At 62.9% G+C, this 24,909-nt stretch carries 26 protein-coding genes; 17 read left to right on the top strand and 9 right to left on the bottom strand.

Annotated elements, in window-relative coordinates; translation table 11 throughout:
• Nucleotides 1-20: 20 nt before the first annotated feature.
• From AC3RCM_RS22220 to AC3RCM_RS22205, 4 genes are all read right to left on the bottom strand, one after another.
• Nucleotides 21-1,874, bottom strand: coding sequence for a two-partner secretion domain-containing protein (locus AC3RCM_RS22220; RefSeq protein WP_492629144.1), 1,854 nt, complete (start codon nt 1,872-1,874; stop codon nt 21-23).
• 27 nt (nt 1,875-1,901) lie between these two features.
• Nucleotides 1,902-3,584, bottom strand: coding sequence for a ShlB/FhaC/HecB family hemolysin secretion/activation protein (locus AC3RCM_RS22215; protein WP_492629143.1), 1,683 nt, complete (start codon nt 3,582-3,584; stop codon nt 1,902-1,904).
• 160 nt (nt 3,585-3,744) lie between these two features.
• Nucleotides 3,745-4,299 carry a L,D-transpeptidase family protein gene (locus AC3RCM_RS22210; RefSeq protein ID WP_274101251.1) on the bottom strand — a complete coding sequence of 185 codons (555 nt, stop codon included), beginning with the start codon at nt 4,297-4,299 and terminating at the stop codon, nt 3,745-3,747.
• A gap of 22 nt (nt 4,300-4,321) precedes the next feature.
• Entirely contained in the window at nt 4,322-4,873 is a 552-nt protein-coding gene (locus AC3RCM_RS22205; RefSeq protein WP_492629142.1) for an NUDIX hydrolase, read from the bottom strand.
• A 123-nt stretch (nt 4,874-4,996) separates the two neighbouring features.
• Here AC3RCM_RS22205 and AC3RCM_RS22200 point away from each other — a divergent pair, with 123 nt between their 5' ends.
• From AC3RCM_RS22200 to purT, 5 genes are all read left to right on the top strand, one after another.
• Entirely contained in the window at nt 4,997-5,596 is a 600-nt protein-coding gene (locus AC3RCM_RS22200; protein WP_020191180.1) for a CoA pyrophosphatase, read from the top strand.
• Between the two features lie 43 nt (nt 5,597-5,639).
• Entirely contained in the window at nt 5,640-6,164 is a 525-nt protein-coding gene (locus tag AC3RCM_RS22195) for a gamma carbonic anhydrase family protein (RefSeq protein ID WP_020191179.1), read from the top strand.
• A 1-nt stretch (nt 6,165) separates the two neighbouring features.
• On the top strand, nt 6,166-6,357 hold the full coding sequence (locus AC3RCM_RS22190; protein WP_162497239.1) for a DUF1289 domain-containing protein: 192 nt from the start codon (nt 6,166-6,168) through the stop codon (nt 6,355-6,357).
• 196 nt (nt 6,358-6,553) lie between these two features.
• Nucleotides 6,554-7,021, top strand: coding sequence for a 7-cyano-7-deazaguanine/7-aminomethyl-7-deazaguanine transporter (locus AC3RCM_RS22185; protein WP_014592198.1), 468 nt, complete (start codon nt 6,554-6,556; stop codon nt 7,019-7,021).
• 76 nt (nt 7,022-7,097) lie between these two features.
• Nucleotides 7,098-8,279 (top strand): formate-dependent phosphoribosylglycinamide formyltransferase, encoded by a 1,182-nt coding sequence (gene purT, locus AC3RCM_RS22180; protein WP_012053590.1) that lies wholly within the window; start codon nt 7,098-7,100, stop codon nt 8,277-8,279.
• Between the two features lie 135 nt (nt 8,280-8,414).
• Here the strand turns inward: purT and AC3RCM_RS22175 are convergent, their stop codons facing one another.
• The 3 genes from AC3RCM_RS22175 to AC3RCM_RS22165 all read right to left on the bottom strand — a co-directional run bounded on the left by AC3RCM_RS22175 (nt 8,415) and on the right by AC3RCM_RS22165 (nt 12,010).
• Complete coding sequence (locus AC3RCM_RS22175) at nt 8,415-9,713, bottom strand: MFS transporter (protein WP_010952558.1); 1,299 nt, start codon at nt 9,711-9,713, stop codon at nt 8,415-8,417.
• Nucleotides 9,714-9,985: 272 nt separating this feature from the next.
• A complete protein-coding gene (locus tag AC3RCM_RS22170; protein ID WP_010952559.1) occupies nt 9,986-11,191 on the bottom strand; it encodes a transporter associated domain-containing protein in 1,206 nt (401 codons plus the stop codon).
• A gap of 9 nt (nt 11,192-11,200) precedes the next feature.
• Nucleotides 11,201-12,010 carry a cytochrome C assembly family protein gene (locus AC3RCM_RS22165; RefSeq protein ID WP_064490840.1) on the bottom strand — a complete coding sequence of 270 codons (810 nt, stop codon included), beginning with the start codon at nt 12,008-12,010 and terminating at the stop codon, nt 11,201-11,203.
• Between the two features lie 312 nt (nt 12,011-12,322).
• Here AC3RCM_RS22165 and ffh point away from each other — a divergent pair, with 312 nt between their 5' ends.
• From ffh to AC3RCM_RS22135, 6 genes are all read left to right on the top strand, one after another.
• The gene (ffh, locus tag AC3RCM_RS22160; RefSeq protein WP_003252139.1) at nt 12,323-13,699 is read left to right on the top strand and encodes a signal recognition particle protein; all 1,377 of its coding nucleotides are present in this window, start codon (nt 12,323-12,325) and stop codon (nt 13,697-13,699) included.
• Between the two features lie 259 nt (nt 13,700-13,958).
• Nucleotides 13,959-14,210 (top strand): 30S ribosomal protein S16, encoded by a 252-nt coding sequence (gene rpsP, locus AC3RCM_RS22155; RefSeq protein ID WP_003252142.1) that lies wholly within the window; start codon nt 13,959-13,961, stop codon nt 14,208-14,210.
• Between the two features lie 5 nt (nt 14,211-14,215).
• A complete protein-coding gene (rimM, locus tag AC3RCM_RS22150) occupies nt 14,216-14,752 on the top strand; it encodes a ribosome maturation factor RimM (RefSeq protein ID WP_003252144.1) in 537 nt (178 codons plus the stop codon).
• A 3-nt stretch (nt 14,753-14,755) separates the two neighbouring features.
• A complete protein-coding gene (gene trmD / locus AC3RCM_RS22145) occupies nt 14,756-15,508 on the top strand; it encodes a tRNA (guanosine(37)-N1)-methyltransferase TrmD (protein WP_003252146.1) in 753 nt (250 codons plus the stop codon).
• Between the two features lie 42 nt (nt 15,509-15,550).
• On the top strand, nt 15,551-15,901 hold the full coding sequence (gene rplS / locus AC3RCM_RS22140) for a 50S ribosomal protein L19 (protein WP_003252148.1): 351 nt from the start codon (nt 15,551-15,553) through the stop codon (nt 15,899-15,901).
• Between the two features lie 94 nt (nt 15,902-15,995).
• On the top strand, nt 15,996-16,403 hold the full coding sequence (locus AC3RCM_RS22135; protein WP_003252150.1) for an acyl-CoA thioesterase: 408 nt from the start codon (nt 15,996-15,998) through the stop codon (nt 16,401-16,403).
• Nucleotides 16,404-16,406: 3 nt separating this feature from the next.
• Here AC3RCM_RS22135 and AC3RCM_RS22130 read toward each other — a convergent pair whose 3' ends face one another.
• Nucleotides 16,407-18,212, bottom strand: coding sequence for a cation:proton antiporter (locus AC3RCM_RS22130; RefSeq protein ID WP_004575448.1), 1,806 nt, complete (start codon nt 18,210-18,212; stop codon nt 16,407-16,409).
• A gap of 68 nt (nt 18,213-18,280) precedes the next feature.
• Here AC3RCM_RS22130 and xerD point away from each other — a divergent pair, with 68 nt between their 5' ends.
• From xerD to AC3RCM_RS22100, 6 genes are all read left to right on the top strand, one after another.
• Nucleotides 18,281-19,177 carry a site-specific tyrosine recombinase XerD gene (gene xerD / locus AC3RCM_RS22125; RefSeq protein ID WP_003252154.1) on the top strand — a complete coding sequence of 299 codons (897 nt, stop codon included), beginning with the start codon at nt 18,281-18,283 and terminating at the stop codon, nt 19,175-19,177.
• A gap of 153 nt (nt 19,178-19,330) precedes the next feature.
• Nucleotides 19,331-20,074, top strand: a complete 744-nt coding sequence (locus tag AC3RCM_RS22120; RefSeq protein ID WP_049587384.1) for a thioredoxin fold domain-containing protein — start codon at nt 19,331-19,333, stop codon at nt 20,072-20,074.
• 83 nt (nt 20,075-20,157) lie between these two features.
• Nucleotides 20,158-21,462 carry a homoserine dehydrogenase gene (locus AC3RCM_RS22115; RefSeq protein WP_003252157.1) on the top strand — a complete coding sequence of 435 codons (1,305 nt, stop codon included), beginning with the start codon at nt 20,158-20,160 and terminating at the stop codon, nt 21,460-21,462.
• A 59-nt stretch (nt 21,463-21,521) separates the two neighbouring features.
• Nucleotides 21,522-22,931: a threonine synthase gene (gene thrC, locus AC3RCM_RS22110; RefSeq protein WP_010952565.1), complete on the top strand. Its 1,410-nt coding sequence runs from the start codon at nt 21,522-21,524 to the stop codon at nt 22,929-22,931.
• 130 nt (nt 22,932-23,061) lie between these two features.
• Entirely contained in the window at nt 23,062-23,481 is a 420-nt protein-coding gene (locus tag AC3RCM_RS22105) for an ANTAR domain-containing protein (RefSeq protein ID WP_104887118.1), read from the top strand.
• Between the two features lie 79 nt (nt 23,482-23,560).
• On the top strand, nt 23,561-23,842 hold the full coding sequence (locus AC3RCM_RS22100) for a DUF3509 domain-containing protein (protein ID WP_003252163.1): 282 nt from the start codon (nt 23,561-23,563) through the stop codon (nt 23,840-23,842).
• Between the two features lie 187 nt (nt 23,843-24,029).
• On the opposite strand, the gene AC3RCM_RS22095 is transcribed toward AC3RCM_RS22100, so the two are convergent.
• Nucleotides 24,030-24,905, bottom strand: coding sequence for a TIGR02285 family protein (locus tag AC3RCM_RS22095; protein ID WP_492629141.1), 876 nt, complete (start codon nt 24,903-24,905; stop codon nt 24,030-24,032).
• Nucleotides 24,906-24,909 lie beyond the last annotated feature (4 nt).

Genomic DNA, 24,909 nt, shown 5'->3' with positions numbered 1-24,909 from the left:
GCCAGGGCCGCGATGGAGCCTTAGTGCTTCTTCCCTTGCATGCTCGAAACCCATTGCTCGCTGCGACTATGCCCACTGGTTCTCAACACGCCCAGGTCCAGCGCATTTTCCCCATCCGCCGCCATTTTGCTTTTGGCTATCTCGGCGATTGCCGTGCCCAGATCCACCGGTGAGTTGGACGCATCCAACGACAGGTCTCGGCGATAGTCATTGCCGCTTAGCGTTTCCTGGGTGACCGATTTGGCGTCGAGCCTCACGTCGCCTTTGGCCGACTGCAAGCGTGCACCCACCAGATGAGCGTTGCCACCGACCTGCAGGTCGATGCCGTCGCTGCTTTTAAGCGTGGTCTGACGCGCCACATTGTCACGCTGTGCATGCGACACGTCGAGGCTGACGGTCGGCGAGAACCCTGGGTCTGCCTTGCTCAGGGCCGAACCGGCCTTTTTCTCGACCTTGCCTCCCAGCGGGCCAGCCACCGATTTGGCCGCATTGACATAGCCCTGAGGGTTTTTCTCCTGGCTCAGCCTGACATCGCCTTTCACGCTCAGGGTGTTGACGTTGTCCTTGAGGCTGGCGATGCGTAGGTCACCGTCGATTGTGCCGCCAATATGCCCTGCATCCAGGGTGGCACTCTCGATGCGGGTATCGCCGCGGCTTTGCAGGTCGATGCGCTCGGCGCGCAGGTCACTGGTATTCCAGGTGAGGTTGTCGCGCTTGTCGAGCTCTACCTTGAGCCGGCCATGCAGGCCGCGGGTGTCCAAGGCGCCCTTGGCCATGTTGAAACCAGCGCCGGCCGAGATGTCGAGGTTGTCGCGTCGCTCCTGGCTGGAAGAGGCTTCAACCAGCATGCCGCCATTCGAGGCGTCGAGGGTGATCTGTTCGGCCGAGGCCTGCAGGCCTTGCAGGTGCAGGGCGATGTCCTCGCGGGCGCTGCTGGTCAGGGTCAGTGTGCCGTTGCTGGCAAACTGGGCATCGACCGCCTGACGTGCATGTTCGTCCTGCTTGCCGTGGCTGAAGTGGCCGCCTATGGCTCCCCCCTGGGTCTGGCCAGCCTTGGCCGCCAGCTCCATGCCGCCACCCAGGTTGGCGCCTGTGGCCTGCTGGGTACGCCCGGCGCGCATGGCGCCGAACAGGCTGGCGTCAATGCTCGAAGAGGGGCTGGGCAGGTGTTCGACCACCTCGCCGCTGCGGCTGTCGATACGGTTGCGGCCGACAGTGATGTCGAGCGTTTCGCTGGCCATTAGCAAGCCTTTGCTGTCCACGCGCGGTGCGATCAGTTCGAGTGCGCCACCGGCATTGCCCTGGCCATGCTCCAGTACCTGCAGGGTGCCACTGGCCGTGAGCGTATCGAGGTACCTGAGCTGTTGCTCCTCAAATTGCGGGGTGCCCACCACGAAGCCTGCGCGGGTGGTGTTGATGAAACTGCCGCCATTGAGGGTGATGCCATTGGGGTTGGCCAGTATGTAGTCGGCCGGGCGCCCGAAGATTTCCTGCGGCCCCTCGATCAGCGAGGCGTTGCGGCTGACCACTTCGTTAAGAATGGTCGAGGCGGCCTGGCCCTGGAACTGCGGGTTGGCCGCCAGGGCGCCGGCCAGTTGCGACTGCCCGGCTGCGGTGGCGTTGTTCAGCACCAGGCCCGGGGTGGCAACGTTGTAGTCGATGAACTGGTTGTGTGACAGCCCCGTGGCGTTGGGCGGCACGATGTCGATGACCGGCACCCCGTGGCCGTTATGGATGACCGGGGTCCCCCCGGGGCCGCTGGCTGCTTCCAGTCCTGTCTGAGCCAGTGCGGCGCTGGGCCCGAGCACGGCGAGGAAGATTGCCCAGCGCAAGGTATCCGGGCGAACAGGCGGTAACTGCGAGAGTGTTTGCATTTTCTCGTTCTCTTTGTTGTGGGTGAATCAGATGCTCAGGGTCCAGTCCAGCACCCAGAAGCCGGGCTCCAGCCGCGGGCGGGGCAGGTCGCTGGTGTACAAGGCGCGTTGGTAGTCCAGGCGCAGGCGGCTGCCGGGCAGGCTCAGTTCCAACCCTGCGGCGGCCCCGGCCAGGCGCTGCGACGGTTTGCCTTCGGCGGTGCGAACCCAGCCCAGGTCCAGGCCGATGTAGGGGCGTATCTCGAAAGGTGGGGCCCAGGTCCGTGGCAGCGCCTGGCTGAACGTATTGCGCCAGACGGCGCTGCTGGCACCGGAGTAAGTGTGCAGACGAAAGCCGCGGACAGCCGAATCGTCGCTGACCAGCAGCTGTTCGACGGCAGGCAGCGGGTCGCGGCTGTACTGCATGGCCAGCTCGCTCTGCCAGCGCCAAGGGCTGGGTGCCGGGCCTTGACGCAGGTGCAGCAGGTTGGCGCGGTACTTGCGAAAGTCCGGGCGCAGGCGTTGAGCACCCAGGGGCGAGCGGTCGGCACCCAATGCGTCAATGCCTTGGGCAACGCCGAAGTAACCGTTCCACAGGCCACTTTCGAGCCACAGCAGGTTGATGCCGGCCTCTACCGTGGCCAGCGTCGGGCTTTGCTGGACGATAACCGCGCCAGCACTGCGGTTGATCAGCTGCTTGCGGTCCAGACGGGCGCTGGCGCTGAGCATGCCTTGCTGGTTGCGCCACAATACCCGCTCGACACTCAGGCCCTGATAGCTGCTGCTGCCGTCGGCAGCCTTGTCGCTGTAGGGGAGGGGGGCTTGATAGCTTAGCTGGCTGGCGCTGAGGGCAAAGGTCCAGGCGCCGTAGGGGATGCTGTAGTACAACGATATCCCTTGGCTTTGGCCGGGCGTATCGAGCACCGTGCGGGTAAACGACAGGCGCAGCTCATCATTGAGGCCAAGCGGGCTGTCCAGGCCAATGCCGAGGTTGACGCGGTGGCGGCCGGTCAGCTCGCTGCCCCGGTTGTCGAAGCGGCTGTCCAGGTGCCAGCGTGAAGCAACCTTGCCCGGCTGCACGACCACGCGGGTGCCGCCCTGCAGTTCGCCGGGCAGCAAGGTGGCGCCCAGTTCATAGGCGCGAAGGCGGTTGAGCTGGTCCAGGCCTTGCTCAAGGTCGGGCAGGTACAGTGGCTGCCCAAGCAGGCCTGGGAAGGCACTGGAGAGAGACAGGGGCAGGTCGGGGCCAGCCAGTTCGATGGTTTCGACAAAGCCTTCGACAATGACGATGTCCAACGGCATGCCCTCTGCTGGGGGCTGCCGCAGGTAGGGGCGGCTGGTTGGGTAGCCGGCTTGTACATAACGTTGGGTGATGGCTTTGAGCAGCCGGTTGATGTCGGCGATGCCCATGCAGGCAGGCGTGAGGGCACGGATGGTGGGCGCCAGTGCCGAGTTCGAAAGCTGGTGCATGCCCGCCACGCGCACGCCATCGACTGCCCAGCAGCGATCATCGTGCGGGCGGTGGGAAGTGCTGTTGGTCGGTTCAGTCGGGGCGGGTATACGCTGCCAGCGTTCCAGCCGCTGCTGTTGCTCCAGTTGCCGCAGCCCATGCTGTTGATCGCGCAGCTGCTGGCTGGCAGGGTCGTCGGCCAGCACCTGGGGAACGGACAGCAAGCCAGAAAGGCAACCGGCCGACAGCCAATGGGCGATGCGGTGAATCAGGCACGGCATTGAAGCACCCCGCAAATGATGTACGGTTTTCGTACTCGTCTGCGTGGATGCTAGAAATTAAGCCACTCGTATGGATGCAGTACCCTGCCTAAGCACCTGTCAGGCAAGTTCGCGCTAAATGGTGAGAAGGTTCCTACAACTTTTGCCGGAAGGCTCTATATCAAGGGCGGATCTCGATCAGCGTTCCATCCCGAACCAAGTCCCATACTTCCTGCATGTCGCGGTTGCGCATGGCAATGCAACCATCCGTCCAGTCCAGGGTATGGAAGTACCATTCCGGGTATTCATCGTTGATCGGTGTGCCGTGAATCATGATCATGCTGCCGGCATTCACCCCTGCCCGGGTCGCGCGGGCGGCATCGCTGATGTTCGGGTAATTGATGTGCATGGCCAGGTTGAAGCGGTCGCTCTGCTTGCGCCAGTCCAGCCAGTACAAGCCCTCGGGGGTTTTCTTGTCGCCTTCGCGTTCCTTGGCGCCCTTGGGCTGCTTGCCCAGCGAGATGCGGTAGGTTTTCAGCGGCTCGCCGCGGCTGATCAACTGCAGGCGGCGCTCCGACTTGATCACCAGCACCTTGTCGATCAACGGTTGCATGGCTTGCTGCGAAGGCGAGGGGGGTTGCGCTGCCGGCGCGGGCTTGCGGATGATGGTTTCGGTGAAGGCCGCCTGGGACACCGAGGTAACGCAAAGGCAGAAAAGGGCAAGCAACCAGCGCATGTAACAGTATCCCTGAAGGCGTTTAGGTGTGTGGCGAAACGTTCATCGGCGGCAGGTATTCATGGCCTATGGGGTAGTGCTGGCCGATGCGGTCGCGATAGTAGCATTCTAGTGTGCGAGTGACGGTGCGGAAAGCCAGCTCGTCCCACGGTATCTCATGTTCTTCGAACAGGCGCACCTCCAGGCTTTCGATACCGACGGCAAAGTCCAGGTCCGCCAACTCGGCGCGGAAGAACACATGCACCTGGCTGATGTGCGGCAGATCGAACAGCTGGTACAGGGACGTCGGCCCGACCCGGGCGCAGGCTTCCTCGACGGTTTCGCGACGCGCGGCCTGGTCGAGGGTTTCGCCGTTTTCCATGAAACCGGCGGGCAGGGTCCAGAAACCCCGGCGCGGCTCAATGGCGCGGCGACACAGCAGCACCTGGCTGCCCCAGGTCGGCAACACGCCGGCCACGATGTTGGGGTTCTGGTAGTGGATGGTCTGGCAAGAGCCGCAGACGTACCGCAGGCGGCTGTCGCCCTCGGGGATCCGCTGAGTGACCGGTTGGCCGCATGCGCTGCAGAATTTCATGTGTGGTTCCTTATGCTCAAGGCTATCTTGGCGCGGCCACCGTGCCGCCGCAAGCGCTGGGGCTTGGGTGCTTCGCGGCTTTGGTGCATCATGCAACACAGGACCTGGATACGAGCGTGCGCAATGCTGGACGAGCTACTTCGCCGAATGAGCAACCACCAACCCGCGTCATTGGAAACCGACAGGCGGTTCCCCGAAGCGGCGGTCCTCTTGCCCATTACCCGCAGCGAAGCGCCCGAACTGGTCTTGACCCTGCGCGCCAAGGGCCTGTCTACCCACGGTGGCGAAGTAGCCTTTCCCGGTGGCCGCCGCGACCCGGAAGACCCGGACCTGGTCTTTACTGCCCTGCGCGAGGCTGAAGAAGAAATCGGCCTGCCCCCTGGCCTGGTGGAGGTGATTGGTCCGCTCAGCCCGCTGATTTCGCTACATGGCCTGAAAGTGACGCCATTCGTCGGGCTTATCCCCGACTTCGTCGAATATCGCGCCAATGATGCCGAGATCGCGGCAGTATTCACCGTGCCGCTGGAATTCTTCCGGCAGGACCCGCGCGACCATACCCACCGTATCGATTATCAGGGGCGTAGCTGGTATGTGCCCAGTTACCGCTATGGTGAATACAAGATCTGGGGGTTGTCGGCGATCATGATCGTCGAGCTGGTCAACCTGCTGTTCGATGCCGGTATCAGCCTGCATCAGCCCCCTGAGCGTCACATCGAAAATTGAGCGGGCCTACCCCGCCGTCTGCGTCGCAGCCTGAGGAACAAGCATGAAATATCGCCTGGGCGACCTGCGGGTCGAGAGCCACCCCACCAGTTGGGCCGCCCCCAACGCAACGCTCATTGGCAGCGTGCGCCTGCAAGCCCATGCCAGTGTGTGGTTTGGCGCGGTGTTGCGCGGTGATAACGAGCTGATCGACATCGGCGAAGGCAGCAACGTGCAGGATGGCACGGTGATGCACACCGACATGGGCTCGCCACTGACGTTGGGCAAGGGCGTGACCGTTGGCCACAATGCCATGTTGCATGGCTGCACGGTGGGCGACTTCAGCCTGGTCGGTATCAACGCAGTGATCCTCAATGGCGCGCGCATTGGCAAGCACTGCATCATCGGCGCCAATGCACTGATCGCCGAGGGCAAGGAAATTCCGGACGGTTCGCTGGTGATGGGCTCGCCGGGCAAGGTGGTACGCGAACTGACCGAGCAGCAGAAGCGCATGCTTGAAGCGAGTGCCGCACATTACGTGCACAATGCCCAGCGCTATGCGCGGGATCTGGTGGTTGATGATGAGTGAAGTGGTCGAGCGGCCGGTGGCATCACCGTGCGTGAGCATTTGCGCGCTGGACGAGCAGGATATCTGCACCGGCTGCCAGCGTACCGTGGCCGAGATTGGCCGCTGGGGGCGGATGGACAACGACGAGCGTCGGGCGGTGCTCAAGCGTTGCCATGAACGGGCAGTAGAAGCCGGCCTCATCATGCAGGCCTGACGCGAACCCTGTAGGAACGGGTTTACCCGCGTACACCGGCGAAGCCGGTGCCATGCACCGCAGTGGCAGCTTCGCGGGCACGCCCGCTCCCACAGGTACAGCGACAGCCTTGAGGGCTGCACAACATCTATGGGAGCGGGTTTACCCGCGAACGGCCCAGCGGTAATCTGTACGGCTTGCCCACAGACAGCCCGCCATGTTCTATCTGATTGCCTACATCAGCAGCGTAGTGCTGATCAACTATGCCTTCTCCAGTGCCCCGCACCTGGACATCATCTGGTCCGCCTGGGGCGGCCTGGTGTTCATCCTGCGCGACATGGTGCAGACCCGTTTTGGTCATGGCGCCCTGTTCGCCATGCTGGTGGCACTGGTGCTGTCCTATGTCACCTCGGAACCGGCCATCGCCCTGGCCAGCGCCACTGCGTTCTTCATCTCCGAGCTGATCGACTGGCTGGTGTTCAGCATCACCCGTCGGCCGCTGCGCGACCGCCTGTGGCTCAGTTCGGCGCTGAGCATCCCGGTGGATACCTTCATTTTCTTCGGCATGATCGGCGCGCTGACCCCGGCAGTGATCGGCACCGCGATGGCCTCGAAGTTCGCCGGTGTAACCGCGGTGTGGCTGGCCATGGCATTTCGCGCCCGGCGGGCCGCCGTGGCCGGTTGATGGTGTAGAATAGTGGTCCTTTTTCAGCGGGTGGCGCCTAGCCTGGCGCGGCCCCGGATGCCTTCGAGGACCTGAAATGACCCGTATCGGAACCCCATTGTCGCCCACCGCGACCCGTGTACTGCTCTGCGGCTGTGGCGAGCTGGGCAAGGAAGTGGTAATCGAGCTGCAGCGCCTGGGCGTCGAAGTAATCGCCGTCGACCGCTACGCCAATGCTCCGGCAATGCAGGTGGCGCACCGCAGCCATGTGGTCAACATGCTCGATGGCGTTGCCCTGCGCGCGGTGATCGAAGCCGAGAAGCCGCACTACATCGTGCCGGAAATCGAAGCCATCGCCACCGCCACCCTGGTCGAGCTGGAAAACGAAGGTTTTACCGTGGTGCCCACCGCCCGCGCCACCCAGTTGACCATGAACCGCGAAGGCATCCGCCGCCTGGCTGCCGAAGAGCTGGACCTGCCAACCTCGCCGTACCACTTCGCCGACACCTATGAAGACTACGCCAAGGCCGTAGCCGACCTGGGTTACCCGTGCGTGGTCAAGCCGGTGATGAGCTCGTCGGGCAAGGGCCAGAGCTTGCTGCGCAGCGATGCTGACCTGCAGGCGTCGTGGGACTATGCCCAGGAAGGCGGCCGCGCTGGCAAGGGCCGGGTGATCGTCGAAGGTTTCATTGACTTCGAATATGAAATCACCCTGCTGACCGTGCGCCACGTGGGCGGTACCACCTTCCTTGAACCCGTTGGCCACCGTCAGGAGAAGGGCGATTACCAGGAGTCCTGGCAGCCACAGGCCATGAGCCCGAAGGCGCTGGCCGAATCGCAGCGCGTGGCCAAGGCGGTCACCGATGCCCTCGGCGGTCGCGGCCTGTTTGGTGTGGAGCTGTTCGTGAAGGGCGACCAGGTGTGGTTCAGCGAAGTGTCGCCGCGCCCGCATGACACCGGTCTGGTCACCCTGATTTCCCAGGACCTGTCGCAATTCGCCCTGCATGCTCGCGCCATTCTCGGCCTGCCGATTCCGGTGGTGCGTCAGTTCGGCCCGTCGGCTTCGGCAGTGATCTTGCCCGAAGGCCAGTCCCAGCAGACCAGCTTCGCCAACCTGGGCGCAGCGCTGAGCGAGCCGGATACCGCCATTCGCCTGTTCGGCAAGCCGGAAATCAATGGCACCCGCCGCATGGGTGTGTGCCTGGCGCGTGACGAATCGGTCGAACTGGCGCGGGCCAAGGCGACCCGCGCTTCGCAGGCGGTCAAGGTCGAGTTCTGATCCGAGAGTGCTGGGGCTGCTTTGCAGCCCTATCGCGACACAAGGCCGCTCCCACAGGGATAGCGCAGCTTCCAGGCTTACGCGATCCCTGGGGGGCCTTGTGTCGCGATAGGGCCGCAAAGCGGCCCCAGTGGCTTACAGCGTGGTATTGCGCGTCTCTTTCAGGCACAGCACGGCAATCAGGCTGATCACCGCTGCCACCGACACATAACCCCCCACCCAGCTCAAACCCCCCATGCTCACCAGCTTCTGGGCAAAGAACGGTGCTGCCGAGGCGCCGACGATACCGCCCAGGTTATACGCCGCCGAGGCACCGGTATAACGCACGTGGGTCGGGAACAGCTCTGGCAGCAGTGCACCCATCGGCGCGAAGGTCACGCCCATCAGGAACAGCTCGATGGCCAGGAACAGCGCCACGCCTGCAGTCGATCCCGAGGTCAGCAGTGGCTCCATGGTAAAGCCCGAAGCTATCGCCAGCAGGCCGCCGACGATCAGTACCGGCTTGCGGCCGTAACGGTCACTGAGCCAGGCCGACAACGGTGTGGCCAGTGCCATGAACACCACCGCGAAACACAGCAGGCCAAGGAACGTTTCGCGGCTGTAGCCCAGTGTGGTTACGCCGTAGCTCAGCGAGAACACCGTGGAAATGTAGAACAGCGCATAGCACACCACCATGGCCGCAGCGCCCAGCAGGGTTGGCAGCCAGTATTTGGAGAACAGGTCGACCACCGGCATTTTCACCCGCTCGTGGCGGGCAACGGCCTTGGCGAACACCGGGCTCTCTTCGAGCTTCAGGCGCACGTACAGGCCTACCAGTACCAGTGCGGCGCTGAGCAGGAACGGAATGCGCCAGCCCCACTCGCGGAACTGCTCGTCGCTGAGCACCAGGGCCAGGGTCAGGAACAGGCCGTTGGCCGCCAGGAAGCCGATTGACGGGCCCAACTGCGGGAACATGCCGAACCAGGCCCGCTTGCCTTCCGGGGCGTTTTCGGTAGCCAGCAGGGCCGCGCCACCCCATTCGCCGCCCAGGCCCAGGCCTTGGCCAAAACGCAGCAGGCAGAGAATGATCGGCGCCCACACGCCAATGCTGTCATAGCCTGGCAGCACGCCAATGGCGGTGGTGGATACGCCCATCAGCAGCAGCGAGGCGACCAGCGTGGATTTGCGACCGATACGGTCGCCAAAATGGCCGAACAACGCCGAGCCCAGTGGCCGGGCGAGAAAGGCGATACCGAAGGTGAGGAAGGCGGCCAGCATTTGCGCGGTGCCCGACCCGGACGGGAAGAACACCGGCCCGATCACCAGGGCTGCGGCGGTGGCGTAGACGTAGAAATCGTAGAACTCGATGGCGGTGCCGATGAAGCTGGCAGTGGCTACCCGCGCAGGCGAGTTGACTGGCGCGGCAGGCGCTTGGGCATAAGTGCTGCTTGTCATTGAGGAGGTCCCTGACAGTCTGGTCCGGCTCCATGGGCTTGGCCCGCGACGGCATGCCCTGCAAAAGGGCGGGTACGGTTAAGCGGGCGCCGGAGCGTTTTATTGTGTGCGCCCGACTGACGATAGCCCAAGGGGGTAGGGGCGGGGCGGGTACTGTTCGGGGGTGTTGACGCAGGACCGCAGGGCGTATCAGTGGAGCGGACTGGCCGTGGAGCGCCGGGTGCGGGTAGCGGGCGTGACGGCGGGGCTGGGTAAGCGTGACCCGAGTATAGCTATCGGGTCACGGTCCACACCAGTACCTTGCTGGCGCAATTGTCCTCTGTTTCAAGGATTTCCAGGCGATAGCGGCCTATTTTCAGGCAAACAGCGCTTTCCGGGATGCTTTCCAGCGCCTCGGTGACCAGCCCGTTGAGGGTTTTCGGCCCGCCGTCGCAGGGCAGGTGCCAGCTCAGGGTGCGGTTGATTTCGCGTAACGAAGCGGTGCCATCGATGACGAAGGTACCATCGGGTTGCGGGTGCACATGCGGGTTTTCCAGGCTTTGCTCGTCCTCGAACTCGCCTACGATCTCTTCGAGAATGTCTTCCAGGGTGACGATACCCAGTACTTCGCCGTACTCGTCCACCACCACGCCCAAGCGGCGTTGCTGCTTGTGGAAGTTCAACAACTGCATTTGCAGGGGCGTGCTTTCCGGTACGAAATAAGGTTCGTAGCAGGCGCTGTGCAGCGCTTCCAGGGTCAGCTCGGCCTTGGGCAGCAGGTGGCTGATCAGCTTGGTGTTGAGGATCGCTTCGACCTGGTTGATGTCGTTGTGGTAGACCGGCAGGCGGGTGTGGCGGCTGACGATCAGCTGCTCGACGATGCGTTCGATCGGCTCGTCGAGGTTGATGCCATCCACTTCGTTGCGCGGCACCAGGATGTCGTTGACGGTGATCTTGTCCAGCGACTGCAGGCCGTCGAGCAGACCCTGGCGAGGTGCTTCGTGCTGTTCATCCTCATCGAAGTCGTCGGCCTCCTGCGTGTGCAGGGCCACCGCCGTGGGCTGTGCCCGGAACGGGCGCAGAATCAGCTTGGCGGCGCCGTCCAGCAGGCAGGCCAGTGGCTGCAGCAGTGCAAGAGGCACTTTCAGAAGGCTGGCACCAAGGCTCACGAACGCCTGCGGGTTACGCCGGGCCAGGCGCCGCGGCAGGTACTCGGCAAACACCAGCAAGGTGAGGGTCGCGGCCAGGCCTGCCAGCCAGAAGCCGTGCTCGCCACTCTGGCGCTGGCCCACCAGGCAGGCCAGCCCCAGCACCAGCAGCTTGCCCAGGCTGGCGCACAGCACCAAGGCCTGGGCTGGCAGCACGGGATGGCCGTCTTCGCCGGCGCGCAGTGTGCCATTGAGCTGCAGGCGGGCAGCCTCCACGGCAGTGAACAGTGCTGACCACAAAAGGGCCAGTGCCAGAGTGCCGAATAGCGGTGCGTACGGCAGGGTGTCCATGGGCGGCCGTCAGATATGCAAGATGAATTCGCGAACCAGCTTGCTGCCGAAATAGGCCAGCATCAGCAGGCAGAAACCGCTCAGCGTCCAGCGGATGGCCATGTGGCCCCGCCAACCCAGGCGGGTGCGGCCCCACAGCAGCACGCTGAACACCACCCAGGCGACACAGGCCAGCAAGGTCTTGTGCGCCAGGTGCTGGGCGAACAGGTTGTCGAGGAACAGCCAGCCGGAGATCAGCGACAGCGACAGCAGGCACCAGCCGGCCCAGAGGAAGCCGAACAGCAGGCTTTCCATGGTTTGCAGTGGCGGGAAGTTGCGGATCAGCCCGGACGGGTGCTTGTTCTTCAGCTGGCGGTCCTGCAGCAGCAACAGCAGCGACTGGAACACCGCGATGGTGAACAGCCCGTAGGCCAGGATCGACAACAGGATGTGCGCAAGGATGCCGGGTTCTTCGTTGATCAGCGGTACCGTGCCGGGGGGGGCGAACTGGGCCAGCAGCGCGGTCACCGCACCCAGCGGGAACAGCAGCACCAGCAGGTTTTCCACGGGTATGCGCAGGCAGGCCAGCAGGGTCAGGGAGATGACCGCCACGGCGATCAGGCTGGCGGCGCTGAAGAAGTCCAGGCTCAGGCCCAGCGGGGTGATCAGCTGGAAGAACAGTGCACCGGCCTGGGCCAGGACCGCGATGGCACCCAGCAGGCCAAGCAGGCGCTTTTCGGCCTTGCGGCCCTGGGACAGGTATGAGCCCTGGTAGATGGCCGCCGCTATATATAGGCCGGCTGCGATCAGGTTGGGGATGAGGCTGGGTGAGGAGACCATAAGTCCTGGTTGGCGAGCCTTTAAAGAGACGGAGTTTGGCATAGATTCCGCTGATCAAGGAAGACTGAAGGCTTGTGTCGGGGCATTCGTGGGCACGCCCGCTCCCACAGGGATGGCGCAGGCCTGCAAGCAGTGAGGATCCTGTGGGAACGGGCGCGCCCGCGAAGAGGCCAGCACAGCCACCGAATATCTACCAAGGTGTGCGTCGCCGCTGCACTTCGCTATAATCGCCGCCTTGCTGTGCCCGGCGGGTGTGTGTTTCCCCCCTGGCACCTGACAAACCTCGGCTTTACTGGGCCTGAAAGGATCACCATGTTCGAAAACCTGACCGACCGCCTGTCACAGACGCTGCGCCATGTCACCGGCAAGGCCAAGCTGACCGAAGACAACATCAAGGACACGCTGCGCGAAGTGCGCATGGCGCTGCTCGAGGCCGACGTTGCCCTGCCGGTAGTCAAGGATTTCGTCAACAGCGTCAAGGATCGTGCGGTCGGGACCGAGGTGTCGCGCAGCCTGACTCCGGGCCAGGCATTCGTGAAGATCGTCCAGGCCGAGCTGGAAAGCCTGATGGGCGCGGCCAACGAAGACCTCGCACTGAACGCCGCCCCGCCTGCCGTCGTGCTGATGGCGGGCCTGCAGGGCGCGGGTAAGACCACCACCGCCGGCAAGCTGGCGCGCTTTCTTAAAGAGCGCAAGAAAAAGAGCGTGATGGTGGTGTCTGCCGACGTCTATCGTCCGGCGGCGATCAAGCAGTTGGAAACACTGGCCAACGATATCGGCGTCACCTTCTTCCCGTCCGATATCAGCCAGAAGCCGGTGGCCATCGCCGAAGCCGCCATCCGTGAAGCCAAGCTGAAGTTCATCGACGTGGTCATCGTCGACACCGCCGGCCGTCTGCACATCGACGCCGACATGATGGACGAGATCAAGGCGCTGCACGCTGCCGTCAAACCAATCGAGACGCTGTTCGTGGTCGACGCCATGACCGGCCAGGACGCTGCCAACACCGCCAAGGCCTTTGGCGAGGCGCTGCCGCTGACCGGTGTGGTGCTGACCAAGGTTGACGGTGACGCCCGTGGCGGTGCTGCACTGTCGGTACGTGCAATCACCGGCAAACCGATCAAGTTCATCGGTATGGGTGAGAAGACCGAGGCCCTCGAGCCGTTCCACCCCGACCGCGTCGCTTCGCGCATCCTCGGCATGGGCGACGTGCTCAGCCTGATCGAGCAGGCCGAGCAGACCATCGACAAGGCCAAGGCCGACAAGCTGGCCAAGAAGCTGAAGAAGGGCAAGGGCTTCGACCTCGAAGACTTCCGCGACCAGCTGCAGCAAATGAAGAACATGGGCGGCCTCGGCGGCCTGATGGACAAGCTGCCAAGCATCGGCGGGGTCAACCTGTCGCAAATGGGCAATGCCCAGGGCGCGGCCGAAAAGCAGTTCAAGCAGATGGAAGCGATCATCAACTCCATGACCCCGGCCGAGCGCCGCGACCCTGACCTGATCAGCGGTTCGCGCAAGCGCCGTATTGCGTTGGGTTCCGGTACCCAGGTGCAGGACATCGGCCGGCTGATCAAGCAGCACAAGCAGATGCAGAAGATGATGAAGAAGTTCTCTGCCAAAGGCGGCATGGCCAAGATGATGCGCGGCCTCGGTGGGATGCTGCCAGGTGGCGGCATGCCAAAGCTGTAACCCCTGATCCGGGTGCCTGCCTTTTGTCGGGCAGGCGCCCAGAACCCCCGCTGTAGCGGGGCAACAGCCGCGAATTTCGCGGCGCAACCGGCAAATCTGGACGGCAGGGCGAGGCCTTGCCGAAAAAGTCATTTGCAAATGTCCGTGTATTCCCCGAGAATATGCGGCCTTTTGGGCACCCGTGTGCCTATTTGGCATTCAGATTTGCAGTACCAGCTGCTGTATCAACTGCAGCACCGACTATAGGAACGATGTTCACATGGTAACCATTCGTCTGGCCCGTGGCGGCTCGAAAAAGCGCCCATTCTACCACCTGACCGTGACCAACTCGCGTAACGCCCGTGACGGCCGTTTCGTTGAGCGCGTAGGTTTCTTCAACCCAATCGCTGCTGGCGCCGAAGTTAAGCTGTCGGTCAATCAAGAGCGCGTCACCTACTGGCTGAGCCAGGGTGCACAGCCGTCTGAGCGTGTTGCTCAGCTGCTGAAGGAAGCTGCCAAGGCCGCTGCCTGAATAGTATGAACGCGACGCCAGAAAAGGCTGACGACCTCATCGTCGTTGGCAAGATTTTTTCGGTTCACGGCGTTCGCGGCGAGGTGAAGGTGTATTCCTTTACCGATCCGATTGAAAACCTGTTGGATTATCCACGCTGGACGCTTCGGCACGAAGGCAAGGTAAAGCAGGTCGAGCTGGTCAGCGGTCGTGGCTCCCAAAAGGGCCTGGTCGTGAAGCTGAAAGGTCTCGACGATCGCGATGAAGCCCGTCTTCTGAGCGGTTACGAAATCTGCATCCCGCGGAGCCTTTTGCCCAACTTGGCTGCCGACGAGTACTACTGGTACCAGTTGGTAGGTCTGAAGGTCATCAACCAGGACGAACAACTGTTCGGCAAGGTCGATCACCTGTTGGAGACCGGTGCGAACGATGTAATGGTGGTCAAGCCCTGCGCAGGCAGCCTGGATGATCGCGAGCGTCTGTTGCCCTATACGGAGCAATGTGTGCTGGCAATCGACCTCGAAGCAGGCGTGATGCGGGTCGAATGGGACGCGGACTTCTAAACGATGGGTAACCTTCGCGTAGACGTCATCACGTTGTTCCCCGAGATGTTCTCGGCCATCACGGAGTACGGCATTACCAGCCGCGCGGTGAAACAAGGGTTGCTTCAGGTGACTTGCTGGAACCCGCGGGACTACACCACAGATCGTCACCACACGGTAGATGATCGGCCGTTTGGCGGTGGTCCGGGCATGGTGATGAAAATCAAGCCTCTGGAAGACGCCCTGGTTAGCGCCAGGCAGGCGACCGGAGCAGCGGCGAAGGTGATCTACCTTTCGCCACAAGGCCGCAAGCTGACTCAGCAGGCGGTCAAAGGCCTGGCCGAACAGGAATCGTTGATCCTGATCGCCGGTCGTTATGAAGGCATCGACGAGCGCTTTATCGAGGCTCATGTCGATGAGGAGTGGTCGATTGGCGACTATGTGCTTTCCGGTGGCGAGCTGCCGGCCATGGTACTGATCGATGCGGTTACGCGACTGCTGCCCGGAGCTTTAGGGCATGTGGACTCGGCGGAAGAAGATTCCTTCACCGACGGTCTGCTCGATTGCCCGCACTACACCCGGCCTGAGGTGTATGCGGATCAGCGTGTTCCCGACGTGTTGCTAAGTGGCAACCATGCACATATCCGGCGTTGGAGGATGAAGCAGTCCCTTGGTAGGACCTTCGAACGACGCGCCGATCTTCTGGAAAGTCGCTCGCTTTCTGGAGAAGAGAAGAAGCTGCTCGAGGAATATCTCCGCGAGCGGGACGATAGTTAAACGTATCGATGGTGGATCGCGTATCCATCTTAGGAGCACAGCATGACCAACAAGATCATCCAGCAGCTCGAAGCCGAGCAGATGAGCAAGGAAATCCCAACCTTCGCACCAGGCGACACCGTTGTCGTTCAGGTTAAAGTGAAGGAAGGTGAGCGTTCCCGTCTGCAGGCGTTCGAAGGCGTCGTTATCGCCAAGCGTAACCGCGGTCTGAACAGCGCCTTCACCGTGCGCAAGATCTCCAGCGGCGTTGGCGTAGAGCGTACCTTCCAGACCTACAGCCCGCAAATCGACAGCCTGGCCGTGAAACGTCGTGGTGACGTGCGTAAAGCCAAGCTGTACTACCTGCGCGACCTGTCCGGCAAAGCCGCTCGCATCAAGGAAAAACTGTCCTGAGTGCAGTTTGCCCGGTGGCCGAGGCCGCCTAGCGAGAAAAAAGCAGCCTTCGGGCTGCTTTTTTGCGTTTTGAAACCCCGAAAATGTGATTGCCATGACGACCCGAGACCAGGAAATCCAGCGCCGCACCGAACTGTCGGTTACCCGCGTGACCAAGGCGGTGTTCCCCAATACCACCAACCACCACAACACCCTGTTCGGCGGCACCGCCCTGGCCTGGATGGACGAAGTGTCGTTCATCGCTGCCACGCGTTTCTGCCGCCTGCCGCTGGTGACCGTGTCTACCGACCGTATCGATTTCAAGCACCCGATTCCGGCGGGCTCGATCGTCGAGCTGGTGGGTACGGTGATCAAGGTCGGCAATACCAGCTTGCAGGTGCAGGTGGATGTGTTTGTCGAGAACATGTACCTGGATGGCCGTGATCGGGCAATCCATGGGGTGTTCAGCTTCGTCGCCATTGACGAGGACAAGCGCCCGGTGCCCGTGCTGCCAGGCACCTGAGCATTACGGTTGCGCTGCTGGCTCGATCAATGCCACCAAGGTCCAGCCCGGTTGTGGCTGCAACGGGTTATCAGGGCTGGCTACATGGACCCAGCCATGGCCATCGCGCGCGAACAGCAAGTTTGCCCGTTCGCCATGCAGTGCCTGGTAGGCATCCCAGCCAAAGCCTTCGGTCAGGTTGGTGCTATACAGCTCGGCGCCTTGATGCAGACGGTTGGCCAGTTGCAGATAGGTCATCGGCTTGGCCCCCAATAGATGCCCGCGGTGCTCTTCGGCCGCCCGGTGCTTGTCGCTACGTTGTTTCTCCAGGCCACTGGCTAGCACGAACAGCCGGCTGTGGCCGAAATCATGACGGAACCTGGCGCAGGCCAGGGCATTGATTTCGCCGGCGGGAGAGAGGCCCAGCAAGTGCCCGAGGCCGACCAGGTCCAGATGGGCGTCGGCATGCTGCGAGGCCGGGTTGCCAAAGTAGGTCGTGAGCCCGTCCATGCGTGCGGCGCGGATGTTTTCCCAGCTGGAGTCCGTCAGCAAAACCCGGCAGCCCAATTGTTGAAGGGCTTTGGCGATGGCCCGGGCCGGTTCGTTGGCACCGACGATGAGAAACCCGCTGGGTGCCGGTTCGGCGACCTTGAGCAAGCGTGCCAGCGGCCTGGCCGTGGCGCTTTGCAGTACCACCGTGCCAATGATTACCGCGAAGGTCAACGGTACCAGCAGCAAGGCATCCTGGTGGCCGGCCTGGTGCAGGCGGATGGCAAAAATAGCGGAAACGGCCGCGGCAACGATGCCGCGCGGCGCAATCCAGGCCAGCAGCGCGCGCTCCCGCCAGTTGAGTGTCGAGCCCAGTGTGGCCAGCCAAACGTTGAGCGGGCGTGCCAGCAGCTGGATCACCAGCAGCAATGCCAGCACAGCAGGGCCAAGGCCCAGCAGGGCATGCAGATCAAGGCGTGCAGCCAGCAGAATGAACAGGCCGGAAATCAGCAGGACACTGAGGTTTTCCTTGAAGTGCAGGATCTGCCGCACATCAACCCCGCGCATGTTGGCCAGCCACATGCCCATCACGGTCACCGCCAGCAGCCCGGACTCGTGCACGATCTGGTTGGCGGCGATGAAAATGCCCAGTACCGCCGCCAGTGACGCGAGGTTGTGCAGATATTCTGGTAGCCACTGTTCGCGCATGATTTGCCCCAGTACCCAGCCCCCTGCTGCGCCCAGGGCGGTACCGCAGAAGATCACACCGGCAAAAGTGATAAGGCTCTGGCTCAGGCCGTTACCCTCGGCGCTGGCGATGATGAAGCTGTATACCACCACGGCGAGCAGCGCGCCGATGGGGTCGATCATGATCCCTTCCCAGCGCAGGATGTTCGCGATCGCAGACTTTGGCCGCACCACGCGCAGCATCGGCACGATCACCGTCGGGCCGGTCACCAGCGTCAGGGTGCCGAAAAGAATCGCCAGCGGCCAGTCGAACCCGAGCAGCCAGTGGGTTGCCAGTGCAATCACCAGCCAGGTGACCAGTGCACCCACCGTGACCAGGCGATGCACCACGCTGCCGATCTCGCGCCACTGCGACAGGTGCAGGGTCAGGCTGCCTTCGAACAGGATCAGCGCCACCGCCAGCGACACCAGCGGCATCAGCAATGGGCCGAACAGCGCCTCGGGGTCGAGCCATCCCAGCGCTGGGCCGGCAAGGATCCCGGCCAACAACAGAAACAGAATCGCCGGCAGCTTCAGGCGCCAGGCCAGCCACTGGCAGGCGAGCGCCGCTGCGCCGATGCCGCCCACACTCAGAAGGATCTGCTGTTCGCTCATGCGGGCTCCCTATGCCGACGTTGTTATGAAAGACTAAGCGCCATTTCGTCGTTTGCCACCGAGATTTCATGCCCGCCCTCGACCACCCCCTGATCGACCAGTTCCTTGACGCCCTATGGCTGGAAAAAGGCCTGTCCGACAACACCCGCGTGTCCTACCGCAGCGACCTGGCCCTGTTCAATGGCTGGCTGCAGGAGCATTCGGTATCGCTGCCGGACGCCGGCCGCGACCTGATCCTCGATCACCTGGCCTGGCGCCTGGATCAGGGCTACAAGCCACGTTCCACGGCGCGTTTCCTCTCCGGTCTGCGCGGCTTTTTCCGTTACCTGCTGCGGGAAAAGCTGGTGGCCATCGACCCGACCCTGCAGGTCGACATGCCGCAATTGGGCAAGCCGCTACCCAAGTCGCTGTCCGAAGCCGATGTCGAAGCCCTGTTGCAGGCTCCGGACCTGGGCGAAGCCATTGGCCAACGCGACCGTGCCATGCTCGAAGTGCTCTACGCGTGCGGCCTTCGGGTTACCGAACTGGTCAGCCTGACCCTCGACCAGGTCAACCTGCGCCAGGGTGTGCTGCGGGTGATGGGCAAGGGCAGCAAGGAACGCCTGGTGCCCATGGGTGAAGAGGCGGTGGTGTGGTTGGAGCGCTACCAGCGCGATGGTCGCGCCGAACTGCTCAATGGCCGTCCCAGCGACGTGCTGTTCCCCAGTCAGCGCGGCGAGCAGATGACGCGCCAGACCTTCTGGCACCGTATCAAACACCACGCACGGGTTGCCGGCATCGACAAGCCGCTGTCGCCGCACACCCTGCGTCATGCCTTTGCCACCCACCTGCTCAACCACGGTGCCGACTTGCGGGTGGTGCAGATGCTGCTGGGCCACAGTGACCTGTCGACCACGCAGATCTATACCCACGTCGCCAAGGCCCGCCTGCAGCAGTTGCACGCCCAGCACCACCCGCGTGGATGAATGTTTTTCATGTTCCGCCGACCGGTCCTTGCGACCCCCTTCACGGGCAGCGTGATGTGGTAGGCTTGGGCGGTTTGCACCAAGGGCCGCACGGTCACCGCGTATTTTCCGCAGGTGGCGCCCTCCGGCCCCTGTCCGCCTTCAGGAGTTCCCATGCGCGTGACCCAGTTTTTCGCCGCCGCCGCGTTGGCGCTGGCCAGTACCTTTGCCGTTGCCGCGGCAACCGATAGCAACGCCGGTGCCGAGCAGGCCATCCGTAAATCGTTGCAGAACCTCGAACTGGAAGTGCCTGTGGAAAGCGTGGCCAGCAGCCCGCTCAACGGCCTCTATGAAGTCAAGCTGCAGGGCGGCCGCGTGCTGTACGCCAGCGCTGACGGCCAGTTCGTGATGCAGGGCTATCTGTTCCAGATCCAGGACGGCAAGCCGGTCAACCTCACCGAAAAAACCGAACGCCAAGGTATCGCCAAGCTCATCAACGGCATTCCAGCCGGCGAGATGGTGGTTTATCCTGCCAAAGGCGAGACCAAGTCGCACATCACCGTGTTCACCGACACTACCTGCCCGTACTGCCACAAGCTGCACGCCGAAGTGCCCGAGTTGAACCGTCGCGGTATCGAAGTGCGCTATGTCGCCTTCCCGCGCCAGGGCCTCGGTTCGTCGGGTGACCAGCAGTTGCAGGCGGTGTGGTGCTCCAGCGACCGCCGCGGGGCGATGGACAAAATGGTCGAAGGTGAAGAAATCAAGGCCGCCAAGTGCAGCAACCCGGTCAGCAAGCAGTTCCAGCTGGGTCAGTCGATCGGGGTCAACGGCACGCCGGCCATTGTTCTTGAAAGCGGCCAGGTCATTCCGGGCTACCAGCCGGCACCGCAGGTCGCCAAGCTGGCACTTGCCAAGTAATCCAGTTCAGTACGCCGTCGTCATGGGGTGACGGCAAGTTTCACGGTCGGCAAACGTGTCGGCCGTTCAATGGGGAGTTCACAGTGAAACCGGTCAAAGTAGGCATCTGTGGGTTGGGGACCGTCGGTGGCGGAACCTTCAATGTACTTCAGCGCAACGCCGAGGAGATTGCCCGCCGTGCCGGGCGCGGTATTGAAGTGGCACAGATCGCCATGCGCTCGCAGAACCCGAACTGCCAGATTACCGGTACCCCCATTACCGCTGACGTGTTCGAAGTTGCAAGCAACCCGGAGATCGACATTGTCATCGAGCTGATCGGTGGCTATACCATCGCCCGCGACCTGGTGCTGAAGGCCATCGAAAACGGCAAGCACGTGGTCACCGCCAACAAGGCGCTGATTGCCGTGCACGGCAACGAAATCTTCGCCAAAGCCCGCGAGAAGGGCGTGATTGTCGCGTTCGAGGCGGCCGTAGCCGGTGGCATCCCGGTGATCAAGGCCATCCGCGAAGGCCTGTCGGCCAACCGCATCAACTGGCTGGCTGGCATCATCAACGGCACCGGCAACTTCATCCTCACCGAAATGCGTGAGAAGGGCCGTGCCTTCCCGGACGTGCTGGCTGAAGCCCAGGCGCTGGGCTACGCCGAAGCCGACCCGACCTTCGACGTAGAAGGCATCGACGCTGCGCACAAGCTGACGATCCTGGCGTCCATCGCGTTCGGTATCCCGCTGCAGTTCGACAAGGCCTACACCGAAGGTATCACCCAGCTGACAACGGCAGACGTGAACTACGCCGAGGCCTTGGGCTACCGCATCAAGCACCTGGGTGTGGCGCGTCGCACCGCCGAAGGTATCGAGCTGCGCGTGCACCCGACGCTGATCCCGGCCGACCGCCTGATCGCCAACGTCAACGGTGTGATGAACGCTGTCATGGTCAACGGTGATGCTGCCGGCTCCACCCTGTACTACGGTGCTGGCGCGGGTATGGAGCCTACCGCTTCGTCAGTGGTCGGCGACCTGGTCGACGTGGTCCGTGCCATGACCTCCGACCCGGAAAACCGTGTGCCGCACCTGGCCTTCCAGCCAGACTCGCTGTCGGCCCACCCGATCCTGCCGATCGAAGCCTGCGAAAGCGCCTACTACCTGCGCATCCAGGCCAAGGATCACCCGGGCGTACTGGCCCAGGTCGCCAGCATCCTCTCGGAGCGCGGTATCAACATCGAGTCGATCATGCAGAAGGAAGCCGAGGAACAGGACGGCCTGGTGCCAATGATCCTGGTGACCCATGGCGTGGTCGAGCAGCGAATCAATGACGCCATCGTCGCCCTGGAAGCCCTGCAAGACGTGGTCGGCAAGGTTGTGCGCATTCGCGTCGAGCAGCTCAACTAACAAATATTGCCGACGGGCCGCCCGCGCGGCCCCGGCCCCAGCATCGAAGGTTTGCACCCATGCGCTATATCAGTACCCGCGGCCAGGCACCGGCCCTGAATTTCGAAGACGTGCTGCTGGCTGGCCTGGCCAGCGACGGCGGCCTCTACGTGCCGGAAAACCTGCCCCGCTTCACCCAGGAAGAAATCGCCTCGTGGGCCGGCTTGCCCTACCACGAGCTGGCCTTCCGCGTGATGCGCCCGTTCGTCGAAGGCAGCATCGCCGACGCCGACTTCAAGAAGATCCTCGAAGAAACCTACGGCGAGTTCGCCCACGCTGCGGTCGCCCCGTTGCGTCAGCTGAACAGCAACGAGTGGGTGCTGGAGCTGTTCCACGGCCCGACCCTGGCGTTCAAGGACTTTGCCCTGCAGTTGCTCGGCCGCCTGCTTGACCATGTGCTGGCCAAGCGCAACGAGCGCGTGGTCATCATCGGTGCCACCAGCGGTGATACCGGTTCTGCCGCGATCGAAGGCTGCCGCCGTTGCGACAACGTCGACATCTTCATCCTGCACCCGCACCAGCGTGTGTCGGAAGTGCAGCGCCGCCAGATGACTACCATCTTTGGCGACAACATCCACAACATCGCCATCGAAGGCAACTTCGATGACTGCCAGGAAATGGTCAAGGCCAGTTTCGCCGACCAGTCGTTCCTCAAGGGCACCCGCCTGGTCGCCGTCAACTCGATCAACTGGGCGCGGATCATGGCCCAGATCGTCTACTACTTCCATGCAGCCCTGCAGCTGGGTGGCCCGGCGCGCTCGGTGGCGTTCTCGGTACCGACCGGCAACTTCGGCGACATCTTCGCCGGCTACCTGGCGCGCAACATGGGCCTGCCGGTCAGCCAATTGATCGTCGCCACCAACCGCAACGACATCCTGCACCGCTTCATGAGCGGCAACCAGTACGTCAAGGAAACCCTGCACGCGACCCTGTCGCCGTCGATGGACATCATGGTCTCGTCCAACTTCGAGCGCCTGCTGTTCGACCTGCATGGCCGCAACGGTGGTGCGATTGCCGAGCTGATGGCCAACTTCAAGCAAGGTGGCGGCTTCAGCGTCGAGCAAGACCGCTGGACCGAAGCCCGCAAACTGTTCGACTCGCTGGCTGTCAGCGACGAGCAAACCTGCGAGACCATCGCAGAAGTGTTCGCCGCCACCGGTGAAGTGCTCGACCCGCATACCGCAATCGGCGTCAAGGCTGCCCGCGAGTGCCGCCGTAGCCTGGACACGCCAATGGTGGTGCTGGGTACCGCGCACCCGGTCAAGTTCCCGGAAGCGGTGGAGAAGGCCGGTGTGGGCAAGGCGCTGGAGCTACCCGCGCACCTCAGCGACCTGTTCAGCCGTGAAGAGCGTTGCACTGTACTGGCCAACGACCTGAAGGCTGTACAGGGCTTTGTCAGCCAGCACGGCAACCGCGGCAAGCCGCTGTAATTGCATGGCGTTTGGGGCTGCAGAGCAGCCCCAACGTCTCAGCCTTTTCTCTCAGGTCTATCAGAAACATCCTATTCGGTCCGCCGAGCACCCCGCATAAATTAGCCGGTCCTCCCAACAGGAGCGGCTCATGCACCAGCCCTATGTGTTGATCCACCAGGCTCGCCCGTCCCACCAGATCCTCTTGCACCAGGCGCTTAACGGCCAAGGCGTCTTCAACGTGCGCATCAGCGAGAGCATCGCTGACCTCGACGCCTGCCTCTGTGCTGAGCGTCGCCCCGACCTGCTGATCCTCGACCACGCCATGCCAGCCCGGGCCGGCCTTGCTCTGTTCGCCCAGCCGCAGCGAGCGCGCGCATTGCTGTTCGTCGGCCAGCCTGCCCCAACGCGTCAAAACCTTGCCCAAGAGGCCAGGAAGCGCGGCATGTGGGTGCTCGACGAGTTGCCCTGGCCGCTGTCGATGCCACGCCTGCAGCAGGCCTTGCAAACACTGCAGGTGCGCCCAGGGAGGCGTATTCAAACTGTCATGCCAGCCCCGCATGCTCACTGAAGCGGGCGCGGTTTGACGAACTTTCTGCGGCGCCTGCTGGTCAGTTACTTTAGGTCCCACCACGCAGCGAGTGATCCGGATGGAAAGAATCTGCAGCCTGCTCAACGAAGCCCTGACGCCCTATCAGACCCACCTCGGCATCGCCGATCCCAGTGGTAATCGCCAACTGACCGTTCACGACCCTCTCTCAGGTATTACCTTGCGGCGCACGGTTAGCGAGCGCCAATTGCAGGAGCAACGCCTGCTGATCGACCTCGTGGACGGCCTGCACCGAGACCTGCAGATAGCTGAGGGGCGGTTGCAGCCGTGTGTCATCGCAGCATTGCAGCATCGCCAGCAACCGCAGGGAACCTTTGCCTGAGTGGTTTATCAGACAGTGTAAGGGCAGCCAGCCAGTGCTTTGCTCCGGCGCTGGCAAGGCTGCCACGGGAAGTCCTCAAGGGCTTTCGCTTGGCCCCGGGCGTCTTCCCCAGCGCCTGGGGTTTCTTTTTCTGGGCAGGCACGTATCCCGCGGCTGCTCCTGCAATGACGGTGCAGACCGGTTGGGCTTAATTGTCCTCAAAGAAACGCCGGCTTTCCTCCAGATAGTCCTCCCGCAATGCCAGGTCCAGCCAGCGGGCATACAACCCTGGCAACACATCCCGGCGCAGGGTGGGCAGCAACTGGTCGATGTGGGCAACTGCCGCACGCCCCAATTCGCTGTCTGAACACCCCACATGCAGAAACTGGTAGCGATTCACGCCCTGCACAGTATGAAACTGGTAGTCAGCCAGTGACCCGCCTTGTTGTTGGATCAGGTAGCGCACTTCAGGCCAGTAGCCGAGCACCAGGCGCAGGCGCCCCAACTGCTGCATCTGCAGCAGGTTGGCGGTGGCCTCGTTGCCGTAGTGGCGGCTGAGCGCGCTGTCGGGTAACTGGCGCAAGATGCTGTCAATCTGCGTGCCGTAGCTGCGTTCCGCGACAATCCCAAGCTTTAGCGGGGCCTTGCTCAGCAGGCCATGCAAGTCCACCTGCTGGCCGTCGAGGTAGGGTGCCACCAGCGCCTGGTTTTCCTTGCGCAACACCAGGCCGCCGCTGAGCACGCCCAGCGATGGAACAGAAAAATGCACATATTTGGCCCGTTCCGGTGTCCACAGCAGGGTTGGGTCGCAGGTGAAGGTGTCACGGTCTTGCAGCATCTGCAGGCTGCGGGCGCGGTTGACCCGCACGATGCTGTGTTCGTACTCGGGCATTTGCCTTATCAGCAGCGGTAACAACTGGTCGATGACCCCCCGGCCTTCTTCCGGGCCATCAAAAATGGTGAACGGTGGCAGGTCGCGCACCAGCCAGAAGAGGTGCTCCTTGGCGCTTGCTGGCTGCAACAGCAACGCAGGCAATAGCCCGCAGAGCAGGAGCAGATGGCGTAGGCAGCGGGGCGCGCACATGGAG

The organism is Pseudomonas sp. GW823-FHT05G12 (assembly GCF_058795575.1).
This window is presented reverse-complemented; position numbering and strand designations above follow the sequence as displayed.

What these genes read in the sequence shown, in the direction of transcription:
- rimM (WP_003252144.1), top strand. Translation starts at nt 14,216, where the DNA reads ATGAACGCGACGCCAGAAAAGGCTGACGACCTCATCGTCGTTGGCAAG.
- AC3RCM_RS22185 (WP_014592198.1), top strand. Translation starts at nt 6,554, where the DNA reads ATGTTCTATCTGATTGCCTACATCAGCAGCGTAGTGCTGATCAACTAT.
- AC3RCM_RS22220 (WP_492629144.1), bottom strand. Translation starts at nt 1,874, where the DNA reads ATGCAAACACTCTCGCAGTTACCGCCTGTTCGCCCGGATACCTTGCGC.
- rpsP (WP_003252142.1), top strand. Translation starts at nt 13,959, where the DNA reads ATGGTAACCATTCGTCTGGCCCGTGGCGGCTCGAAAAAGCGCCCATTC.
- AC3RCM_RS22100 (WP_003252163.1), top strand. Translation starts at nt 23,561, where the DNA reads ATGGAAAGAATCTGCAGCCTGCTCAACGAAGCCCTGACGCCCTATCAG.
- AC3RCM_RS22200 (WP_020191180.1), top strand. Translation starts at nt 4,997, where the DNA reads ATGCTGGACGAGCTACTTCGCCGAATGAGCAACCACCAACCCGCGTCA.
- AC3RCM_RS22195 (WP_020191179.1), top strand. Translation starts at nt 5,640, where the DNA reads ATGAAATATCGCCTGGGCGACCTGCGGGTCGAGAGCCACCCCACCAGT.
- ffh (WP_003252139.1), top strand. Translation starts at nt 12,323, where the DNA reads ATGTTCGAAAACCTGACCGACCGCCTGTCACAGACGCTGCGCCATGTC.
- AC3RCM_RS22210 (WP_274101251.1), bottom strand. Translation starts at nt 4,299, where the DNA reads ATGCGCTGGTTGCTTGCCCTTTTCTGCCTTTGCGTTACCTCGGTGTCC.
- purT (WP_012053590.1), top strand. Translation starts at nt 7,098, where the DNA reads ATGACCCGTATCGGAACCCCATTGTCGCCCACCGCGACCCGTGTACTG.
- AC3RCM_RS22105 (WP_104887118.1), top strand. Translation starts at nt 23,062, where the DNA reads ATGCACCAGCCCTATGTGTTGATCCACCAGGCTCGCCCGTCCCACCAG.
- AC3RCM_RS22175 (WP_010952558.1), bottom strand. Translation starts at nt 9,713, where the DNA reads ATGACAAGCAGCACTTATGCCCAAGCGCCTGCCGCGCCAGTCAACTCG.
- xerD (WP_003252154.1), top strand. Translation starts at nt 18,281, where the DNA reads ATGCCCGCCCTCGACCACCCCCTGATCGACCAGTTCCTTGACGCCCTA.
- AC3RCM_RS22215 (WP_492629143.1), bottom strand. Translation starts at nt 3,584, where the DNA reads ATGCCGTGCCTGATTCACCGCATCGCCCATTGGCTGTCGGCCGGTTGC.
- AC3RCM_RS22165 (WP_064490840.1), bottom strand. Translation starts at nt 12,010, where the DNA reads ATGGTCTCCTCACCCAGCCTCATCCCCAACCTGATCGCAGCCGGCCTA.
- AC3RCM_RS22170 (WP_010952559.1), bottom strand. Translation starts at nt 11,191, where the DNA reads ATGGACACCCTGCCGTACGCACCGCTATTCGGCACTCTGGCACTGGCC.
- thrC (WP_010952565.1), top strand. Translation starts at nt 21,522, where the DNA reads ATGCGCTATATCAGTACCCGCGGCCAGGCACCGGCCCTGAATTTCGAA.
- rplS (WP_003252148.1), top strand. Translation starts at nt 15,551, where the DNA reads ATGACCAACAAGATCATCCAGCAGCTCGAAGCCGAGCAGATGAGCAAG.
- AC3RCM_RS22095 (WP_492629141.1), bottom strand. Translation starts at nt 24,905, where the DNA reads ATGTGCGCGCCCCGCTGCCTACGCCATCTGCTCCTGCTCTGCGGGCTA.
- AC3RCM_RS22135 (WP_003252150.1), top strand. Translation starts at nt 15,996, where the DNA reads ATGACGACCCGAGACCAGGAAATCCAGCGCCGCACCGAACTGTCGGTT.
- AC3RCM_RS22130 (WP_004575448.1), bottom strand. Translation starts at nt 18,212, where the DNA reads ATGAGCGAACAGCAGATCCTTCTGAGTGTGGGCGGCATCGGCGCAGCG.
- AC3RCM_RS22205 (WP_492629142.1), bottom strand. Translation starts at nt 4,873, where the DNA reads ATGAAATTCTGCAGCGCATGCGGCCAACCGGTCACTCAGCGGATCCCC.
- trmD (WP_003252146.1), top strand. Translation starts at nt 14,756, where the DNA reads ATGGGTAACCTTCGCGTAGACGTCATCACGTTGTTCCCCGAGATGTTC.
- AC3RCM_RS22120 (WP_049587384.1), top strand. Translation starts at nt 19,331, where the DNA reads ATGCGCGTGACCCAGTTTTTCGCCGCCGCCGCGTTGGCGCTGGCCAGT.